Below are 6000 nucleotides of genomic sequence, written 5' to 3'. Positions count from 1 at the left end.
CCGCGCCGATCGGGATCTGACGGTCCGGGGCGCCACGGTCGTCGGCACCCACGACGTGAAGCTCGCGGCAGACGGCAACGTCAAGATCACGACCTCGCAGGATACGCAAACTACGTCGAGCGACTATCAGAAACACGAATCGGGTTGGGGTACGAGCGGCGGGATCGGCATTTCAGTGGGGAGCAAGACGCAAGCCGACAGGTCGAACACCTCGCAGGTGACGCACATCGGCAGCACGATCGGCTCGCTGAACGGCAACCTGAACATCGCGGCGGGCGATCACCTGCACGTGAGCGGTAGCGACCTGATCGCGGCGAAAGACGTGAGCGGCACGGGCGCGAACGTGACGATCGATGCGGCGACCGACACGATGCACCACGACGAGACGCATGAGGTGAAGCAGAGCGGCTTCACGCTCGCGCTGAAAGCCCCTGTCCTTGACGCGCTGTCGAACACGGTAGACCAGGCGCACGCGGCAAGCCGCAGTCAGGACAGCCGCGCGGCGGCACTGCATGGGATGGCCGCAGCCAGCGGCGCGGTCGATATGGTCGGTACGGGCGCCGCCGCGGCTGGCGCCCTGACGAACGGACAACCCCCTGAAGTGAAGCTCGAGCTGAGCTACGGCAGCAGCCACAGCAAAAGCACGTTCTCCGAAGATTCGACCACAAACAAGGGCTCATCGGTCACAGCGGGTGGCACGGCCGCGTTCGTGGCCACGGCTCAGGGTGCATCGGGTCATGGCGCAGCGGGTCACGGTACATCGAGCAACGGCGCAGCCAGCGGTAATGTGACGATTGCGGGCTCACACGTCAAGGCTAACGACGTGCTGCTTTCGGCCAGCAATCAGGTCAATCTGCTCAACACGACGGATACCGATTCGACGCGCAGCACCAACCAGTCGAGTAGCGCGAGCGTCGGTGTGTCGTATGGCACGCAGGGCTTGGGTGTATCGGCGTCGGGATCGAAGGCGCACGGCGGTGACAGTAGCGACGCGGCGATGCAGAATGACACGCACGTCAAGGGCGCGAACAGCGTACAGATTGTCTCGGGAGATGACACGAACCTCATCGGCGCGCACCTGAGCGGCGGACAGGTCACGGCCGACATAGGCGGCAACCTGACCATCGCGAGCGTGCAGGACACGGCGACCAGCCATGCCGATCAGGAAAGCTCGGGCGGAGGCTTCAGCATCAGTCAGGGCGGTGGCAGCGCGAGCTTTAGCCGCACGAGCGGCAACGCGAACGACAGCTATGCGGGCGTCAATGAGCAGGCCGGGATTCACGCCGGCTCAGGTGGGTTCGATATCAACGTCCAGGGCAACACGGACCTGAAAGGGGCCACCATCGCGAGCGAGGCGAACGCGTCGAGGAACACGCTTTCGACGGGAACGCTGTCCTTCTCCGATATTGCAAACAGTTCGAGCTACGACGCGAAAAGTGGTGGCTTCAGCGCGGGGGCAACGACGGGTGACGGTGGCGCAAACTACCGCACGCACGGCGCGTCGTCCGGGACGAACGCCGGCGGCGCTGCACCGATGCTCAGCCAGAACGACAGCGGCCGCGACAGCGCGATGACGCAAAGCGGCGTCAGCGCAGGCACGATCAACGTGACGGATCCGGCGCACCAGACGCAGGACGTGGCAAGCCTGAACCGTGATACGTCGAACGCGAACGGGACGGTCGCGAAAACGCCGGACGTGAATACCCTGCTGAACAATCAGGCTGACTTGATGGCGGCGGCGAGCGCGGCGGGCGAAGCCGTGTCACGTCGCATTGGCGACTATGCCGAATCGAAGATGAACGAAGCCAAGGCCGCGGGCGACACGGCGGGCGTTGACGCATGGAAGGAAGGCGGTGCGAATCGCGCCATGATGCAGGCGGCGGGTGCGGCGCTGGTGACCGGGCTCGGCAGTGCAATGGAGGGTGCGGCGGGAGCGGCAGGCGCGGGTATAGCGTCGTCGCTCGCGGCGGGCAAGCTGAACGAGCTGAGTGGCGCGATCGCGGACGCCAGTCCAGCCGGCAACGCCACGATCGACACGGCACTCGGCAATATCGTGGCGAACGTGATCGCGACGGGTGCGGGGGCAGCCGTCGGCGGTGAAGTGGGCGCGCTCTCGGCCTACAACGTCGACCGCTTCAACCGGCAACTTCATCCGGATGAGCGGCAATGGGCGAAGGACAACGCCAAGACGTTTGCACAGTTCTACGAAGGCAAGACCGGCCGGTCGATCACTTCGGATCAGGCGCAACAGATCTTGCTGGCCAACGGCTACATCCGTGTCGACCAGGCGGCCGCGAGCGGCCCGGGCTACGATGCGACGGCGGCACAGTACATCACGCAATATGCCGGGAACCTCTTCACGGCAACACCAGCGGAATACAAAAATCCGTTGCTCTATGGAAACGCGAATGGGTCGTTGACACCTGAGCAACGGGCGCTACCGGGGGCGGTGGCCAATCCGACAGTCGGACTTGTGACGGCTGGCGTGATCACTGGCGGGCTCGCGGCCGCTCCCGCGGTTGTGGCGGGCACGGCGGCCGCCATCGAAGCGTGCGTGATCAACCCAGTGCTGTGTGCCAATCATGCGGGTATCGCCATCGGCGAGATCGCAGCGGGCGGGGCGGTGCCAGCTGGCACCGGCGCGGCGGTGACAGGTGCTGTGGCAGGGGCGGGCAAGGCCGCTGATAAAGTTGGTACGGCGCGCGGAGCCACAAACAGTGCAGCCGCCGGGAGCGCTGCCGACATGACAACCGCGGCCCAGTTACGTACCCAGTTGAGCTTTCAAGAAGCAGGTATCCTTGATGCGAACGGTCAGCTTACGCCGCAGGCGATTCAAAATTCTCAACCGATTGCTCTCGCTGGCGGCAAGATTAACAACCTTGCTGTTGTTAGCGAACTCACAAGCGATGGGTCAAAAATTGCCGATTGGGGCAAATACACGACGCAATCGATGGACACTTCCAATGGGCAATCAATGCAGATTCACTACTACATGAACTCAGTCACGGGCAAGATCGATTACGTCACCCCTGACTTTAAGGTGAAAGGTGTGGTTAAACCATGAAGGTACGATATACAAGAGCGCGTGCGTACGAAGGCCCAGGAACCGATCCCAGCTTTACTTTGGGAAAGACGTACTTGGTTCTCGGCGTTCGCTTCCAGTCCGACGATCGTCCAATAATGATCACCGTTCAGCGCGACTCTGATAGGACACCGGTTTTAGTGGAGCTTCAATGCTTCGATGTTGTTGACCCTGCAATCCCTAGCGATTGGTGTCTCTTTGATTTCGGTGGCGGCTGCTATAGCGTGGAACCGAGCGGGTTCGGGGGAGATTTCTGGGATCGCTTTCATGATGCGGACTCTGAAGCGGAAAAGACGTTCATGCGAGTAATCGAGAAACTTGAGTCCCCCCAACCACACGATTTCCCCGATATTGCAGGATAGGCTATGGAAACGCGGATGAGTCGCTGATGCCTGATCAACTGGCGCTGCCGGGGGAGTGGCTAGCTACCAAGGCCGTGGAACAGGACGGCCGCTCTATCAAACCGCGGTCAATGGTCAGCCTCAGCGGGTCGCGGTGACCATTGGGAGCAACGGTTCTGTCGTCGGGGCTATTCCTGCGGGGAGCGTCAAATGAGGACGATTAAGCTGATGGCTGATTATCAGTGCTTCCCTCTTTGGGAAGCATCCCTAGGAGTCGTAGGGAACATTGATCCTAAAGGACTGCAAATTTCGCCGTCGCTGAGACAAGGACTGATGACCTGGGCCGCAAAGTTCGATGCAACGCTCAATATGAATGATCCAGCCAGTTCGTGCTTCGAGAGCGAGCAGGCGGCCAGTGAGTTCCGACAGGAAGGCGAGGTGCTAGCGCAACGTTTGCAGGAGGAACTTGGAGCAGCCTATGTCGTTACGAAAAAGCTGTGAAATACGAAAACACCAGCTCGGCCACTTGGGTATTGCAGCCGGTGAAGCAGCTGCGGGTGGTGGTGCGATGTTGGCGGGAACCGGTGCAGCGGTGGTCGGAGCAGCATTTCAGCTGGGAGCACCAGGCCAATGATTTCGCCGACTAACGCCCTCGAAGTTGCGGTGCAAAGAATCCTGCTTTAGGAGTGGGATCCTATTGGCATACGGGATGTGCCTGAAGCTCAGGATGAGTACGATTCCTATGTGCTAGGAATTTGCACGATGCTGCGTGAGGGACAAACAACGGAGAAGATTTACCGGCATCTTCAGTGGATCGAATCCGAGCATATGGGGCTTGATGGGAATGAACTTCATACAGACCGAATCGCAAAAAGGCTAGCGAGTTTGTTGATCCAGGACTTCCGGCAATGCAAGCCTTCCCGTTTCCACGGTAGCTTGGGCCCGCGTAGGATCGACGGTGCAAGTGTGAGCGCCGGGCGCGCAAGCGCACCGGTTGGAAGCGGCGATCAACTGAGCCGGCCTCACCCGTCCTCTGGCCGCCTCGACCCGTGTGACGGCCAGGCCCATGCTCAAGATTCGCACGCCCTAGAGGGCTCGGGTCACATGGCAGGTTCAGATTTCGTATTTCGACCGCTTCAGCCGCCAACTTCATCCGGATGAGCGAATCCGGCGGGTGTGTCTCATCGCCGTTTTCAACCCGGTCCGAACGAAATGCACCTCAAGCCCTGCACGCAGCGCCATACCCCCCGATCACTTCACGAATCTCGCTCTGCACGAGGCTCATCGGCGACGCATCGATCAGCCCGCGCCTGAACAGCAAGTATTGTACCGGTAGGTAGTGTCTGAGCAGGTTTTCGGAAATGGTGAGGTTCGCCAAGTTACTGATGAGCTTTTGCGCCGCCATGTGGGCGGTTCTCGGCCTACAGTGTTGATCGCTTCAACCGATAGCTCCATCCGGATGAGCGGCAATGGGCGAAGGACAACGCCCAGTCCGATGGTTCGTTGGGTCAAACCGTGCAAAATATCGCTGGACAAAGTGCCAAGGTGACGTACACGGCATCGGGGAAAACGATTTACACGAATCCGACCACTGGTGCGTCAGAGGTGTACGACAACGCTGGAAACTACTATCGTGTGCAGAATGCGACGGGAGAGTACTTGGATCAAGGGGGTAGTCCGATTCCGAACAATGTGCCACTCCTCGGTCCAAACAAAACGACGCAAACGGGGGTTCCGTCAGGCGTGAGAAACGGGCTGACCCACTTCAACAACACCGATCCAGTTAAATAAGACCTCTACGCTATGAAGATGCAAGAGTCCCAGATATCGACAGTTCCTTCAGACCCGGCAGAGGACCAGCCTTCCCTTCGCTTGTCAGGGGCGCTGTCCGAATGGCTGTTCGCGACAAGATTCTGGGCAGACATAAACTCAAAATGCGGAACGATGTTCGACCAATACGAGGAAGACGAAGCTGCCACGCCAGTAGTCGAGGTAATAGCTGATGCGTTGAAGAAGAGAGTGCAGTCATTGCGAGTCAGCGACGCAATTACGATCGAATTCGTATACGGTCGGGCGTCAGACCATGAGCCTCTAACGGCGCGCGTGCAAAGGAGCCAACTGTTGTCGGAAGTAACCGTGTTTCACGACTTCCTGGTCAACGCGGTGGTCGAGAGACGTTGCTTATCGTTTCCTCTGTAGACCTTGGCTAGTAGGTTATTCAAGCTAACCCCACCTCGTTTAACAATGCTTGGAGAGCCGCCGCAGACCTCAAACCGCTACCATGAAAACTCTAGACCTCGGGCGATTTCGACGGGCACGCATATGGATCGGTGACCTTCCGGACGCAACCTATCTATCCAGACACGCGGAGACTCATACAGTTACAGCCTGCGGCCCTTCGCAAGTTGGAACACGTCTTTTCGCGGTTGAACTGTTTATCCCGCTAGGTGCCCGCTCGATATATGGACTGATCGGAGGGCAGTTCGATCCGGATGGGCAAGATCACCTAATTGTTGACGTTTGTACATCGTCCAGTCTGGAACGCTTTCTGACCGATAGTCTTGCATCAAGGGTCGA

At 59.4% G+C, this 6000-nt stretch carries 4 protein-coding genes; 3 read left to right on the top strand and 1 reads right to left on the bottom strand.

The window, feature by feature from the left end:
* The 3 genes from HV670_RS20715 to HV670_RS20705 all read left to right on the top strand — a co-directional run.
* Nucleotides 1-3064, top strand: a 3064-nt coding sequence (locus tag HV670_RS20715) for a hemagglutinin repeat-containing protein (RefSeq protein WP_175106747.1), incomplete at its 5' end; no start/stop codon positions are given.
* A 569-nt stretch (nt 3065-3633) separates the two neighbouring features.
* Nucleotides 3634-3924, top strand: a complete 291-nt coding sequence (locus tag HV670_RS20710) for a hypothetical protein (protein WP_175106746.1) — start codon at nt 3634-3636, stop codon at nt 3922-3924.
* A complete protein-coding gene (locus HV670_RS20705) occupies nt 3921-4070 on the top strand; it encodes a hypothetical protein (RefSeq protein WP_175106745.1) in 150 nt (49 codons plus the stop codon). Before HV670_RS20710 ends, HV670_RS20705 begins: the two co-directional genes overlap by 4 nt.
* A gap of 572 nt (nt 4071-4642) precedes the next feature.
* Here the strand turns inward: HV670_RS20705 and HV670_RS20700 are convergent.
* Complete coding sequence (locus HV670_RS20700) at nt 4643-4828, bottom strand: class II D-tagatose-bisphosphate aldolase non-catalytic subunit (RefSeq protein ID WP_175106744.1); 186 nt, start codon at nt 4826-4828, stop codon at nt 4643-4645.
* Between the last annotated feature and the right edge of the window lie 1172 nt (nt 4829-6000).

This window comes from Pararobbsia alpina, assembly GCF_902859895.1.
In the GTDB taxonomy this organism is placed as follows: domain Bacteria; phylum Pseudomonadota; class Gammaproteobacteria; order Burkholderiales; family Burkholderiaceae; genus Pararobbsia; species Pararobbsia alpina.
Note: the sequence above shows the minus strand (reverse complement) of the source record. Positions and strands in the feature narration are given on the sequence as shown.

Bases quoted from the DNA above. Each gene is read 5' to 3' on its own strand.
- HV670_RS20710 (WP_175106746.1), top strand. From the start codon at position 3,634: ATGAGGACGATTAAGCTGATGGCTGATTATCAGTGCTTCCCTCTTTGG.
- HV670_RS20700 (WP_175106744.1), bottom strand. From the start codon at position 4,828: ATGGCGGCGCAAAAGCTCATCAGTAACTTGGCGAACCTCACCATTTCC.